Source organism: Legionella sheltonii (genome assembly GCF_026191355.1).
In the GTDB taxonomy this organism is placed as follows: Bacteria; Pseudomonadota; Gammaproteobacteria; order Legionellales; family Legionellaceae; genus Legionella; species Legionella sheltonii.
In genome coordinates this window covers 1-2490 of the sequence record NZ_JAPHOQ010000031.1, presented here as the reverse complement: position 1 = coordinate 2490, position 2490 = coordinate 1, and the positions used below count along the sequence as shown (strand labels likewise).

Here is a 2490-nt window from a genome sequence, read left to right as displayed (position 1 = left end):
TGACCCCGGGCCGGGATCCTGGTAAAAAAGGGTCATGATTAAATTTGGTACACTATTTGGTTTAATCTGGGATCAATCATAGATTTAATGCTTTAAACATTTTCAAAGCAAGTTGATTATAGTTTTGTGTGTGCAACATTGGCATTGATCAAAATAATCCAAACAAAAAACTTATGAAGTTTATCTGTCACTAACTTGAAGGGGTTCGATACCTCTGATAGGAATGAATAACTCTTCCTCAGAATCAGGATGTTCTCCTATATATTTATCACCCATTATCGCAAAGTGTGGCCTTTCATCAAGTGCAAAACCAGATTCTTTTATCCATTGATAATATATATAATAAAAGGTTTTTTCAGCTTCACTAGGCTTACCGATATAAGTGAATATTGCATAAAGGCCTGCGGGTATAGTTAAAACTTCCAGGTTTTCTGGAAGATTTTCGCTGATATCAGCTTCTACAGCGGCATATTTCTGAAATGTAGTTGTTGGATCAAAGTTTTTAAAAAAATTTGTCTTAGGGAAAATCTGAACTGAATATTTAAAGTTATTTTTTTTATTTGGAATATTTTTTATAGCAGGGCTAAAACTCCGCCACAGTTGCCCCGTTTTATCTTCTGCAAATGACATATCACACTTAGATGCAATAAGTTTTATTTCAGCTATTATGCTTATATTTGGTTCTAAACTTTTTAAGTTAATATTGTTCACGTTTAATTACCCTATAATCTGGATCTCAAATCCATCAAGCAAATGAATCGCATCAGGCAAACTGAACTTTGCTTTTTTAATATCATTTTGAGTTGGATTAATGGAATAGCTGTGAGCTTCCGTAAAATCAGAAGCATACAACTTTGTGTGCACAAATTGGCTTTTTTCGAAGTCAGTTAGCTTAAAGTTGGCACGTCTTAAATCTGCTTCTCTAAAATCAACATCATGTGCAATACAAGCTTCAATAATCAGTTCTTGCAGTTCCAGACCATAAAAACTCGAATGCGATATAATAGAATTGTAAAACTGAAACGGGCTGGATAACCGAATATGTGGCCAGTTCAGCATAGTCCAATTAACGCCTGTTACTTTTGATTCGAAAAAAGTAACATTGTTAAGTGAGGATGCTTTGAATTGAACCGCACTTAGATTGCAATTATTGAACTCACAGTCAACAAATTTACAGCGAATGAACTGGGACTCAGAAAAATTTGCATTGATAAATCGGCATCCTTCAAATAGCTTATCCTCAATTATTATAGAAGGATAACTTAAGCTAGAAAAATTCTGCTCATAAAATTCAGTATTGCTTGAAAAAACAGTAGTTTTCACTGAACTATGCCTCTGACTTAATATGCTCAATAATTTTTTGAACAGACTCATCCACGGTATGCCTTGAAGTATCAACCAACATAGATATTGATTCCCAAGGTTCATAATCTCTATTTAGAACATCGTTCCATGTAAGTAGCTTATGACCATCTATATCTGCTACTCTCTGTTCTACCCTGTCTTGATGTTCCATTTTATCAGAACAAATTAATGCAATTTCAACAAAAACGGTATTTGCTTCTTTCGCAACTTGGCGCCAATCATTGCGCGTAATGGCAATTGGATTAACTGAATCAGCAATAACATCTAATCCCAAGGCTAAATTTTCTTTCGCGATAGCATAGCTTAATAAGTAACCCTCAGAACCTATTACTAATGAATCCGGGTAACCCTCTAAATTTTTTAAAGTTTGTTCAATAGTATCCACTCTTAAGTAAACGGCCTTTAAGCGCTTGGCCACTTCTTTTGAAATTGTTGTTTTACCAGTTCCTGGCAGTCCGCCAAAAATAATTAACATTATAATTCCTGTACTTGTGCGGATAAAATTCGTCTTACCGATGTTCGACCAATACCAAGTTTTTTAGCAATTTCAGATTTGCTCAATCCAGACTTAAATAAATGATTTATTTCAGATTCATACTGTTTTATTGTTGTAGGTCGACCGTGGTTTTTACCTTTTTGTCTTGCATGGGCAATACCTGATTTGACTCGCTCACGTAAAATCTCTCGCTCAAACTCTGCAAAGATTGCAAGTAACCCAGCCATTGCCCTTCCGGTAGCAGTAGTAAGATCTAATGCCTCTGTCAAAGAGATAAATCCAACACCCAATCCATTAAGTTCGTTAAGGGTACGAAATAGGTCATTTACAGACCGACCCCATCGATCTAACTTCCAAACAATAATAACATCAACTTGTCTGCGCTTAGCTTGATTGATAAGTTTGTCACGTAGAGGCCTGTTATCTTTTGCTCCTGATCCAATTTCTGTAATTTCACTTTCTATATGCCATTCACGTGCCTGAGCATATTTTTTCATTGCTTCAATTTGCAGATCTAACGTCTGTTGATCATGTGTTGAAACTCTGGCATAAATTCCTGCTTTCATACCTGGCCAAAAACCCCTTGAAATTTGTCTATCGAAAACCCTTTAAATATAAGGATCAAAAGT

4 protein-coding genes are annotated in these 2490 nt (G+C 35.4%); all 4 read right to left on the bottom strand.

The window, feature by feature from the left end; translation table 11 throughout:
- Positions 1-180: 180 nt before the first annotated feature.
- The 4 genes from OQJ26_RS19170 to OQJ26_RS19155 are packed head-to-tail and all read right to left on the bottom strand — an operon-like array spanning position 181 to position 2427.
- Positions 181-711 (bottom strand): GyrI-like domain-containing protein, encoded by a 531-nt coding sequence (locus OQJ26_RS19170; RefSeq protein WP_265703978.1) that lies wholly within the window; start codon positions 709-711, stop codon positions 181-183.
- Positions 712-717: 6 nt separating this feature from the next.
- Positions 718-1323 carry a pentapeptide repeat-containing protein gene (locus OQJ26_RS19165; RefSeq protein ID WP_265703977.1) on the bottom strand — a complete coding sequence of 202 codons (606 nt, stop codon included), beginning with the start codon at positions 1321-1323 and terminating at the stop codon, positions 718-720.
- A gap of 4 nt (positions 1324-1327) precedes the next feature.
- Complete coding sequence (locus OQJ26_RS19160) at positions 1328-1840, bottom strand: P-loop nucleotide/nucleoside kinase family protein (protein ID WP_265703976.1); 513 nt, start codon at positions 1838-1840, stop codon at positions 1328-1330.
- The gene (locus OQJ26_RS19155; RefSeq protein ID WP_265703975.1) at positions 1840-2427 is read right to left on the bottom strand and encodes a recombinase family protein; all 588 of its coding nucleotides are present in this window, start codon (positions 2425-2427) and stop codon (positions 1840-1842) included. Before OQJ26_RS19155 ends, OQJ26_RS19160 begins: the two co-directional genes overlap by 1 nt.
- Between the last annotated feature and the right edge of the window lie 63 nt (positions 2428-2490).

What these genes read in the sequence shown, in the direction of transcription:
- OQJ26_RS19160 (WP_265703976.1), bottom strand. Translation starts at nt 1,840, where the DNA reads ATGTTAATTATTTTTGGCGGACTGCCAGGAACTGGTAAAACAACAATT.
- OQJ26_RS19155 (WP_265703975.1), bottom strand. Translation starts at nt 2,427, where the DNA reads ATGAAAGCAGGAATTTATGCCAGAGTTTCAACACATGATCAACAGACG.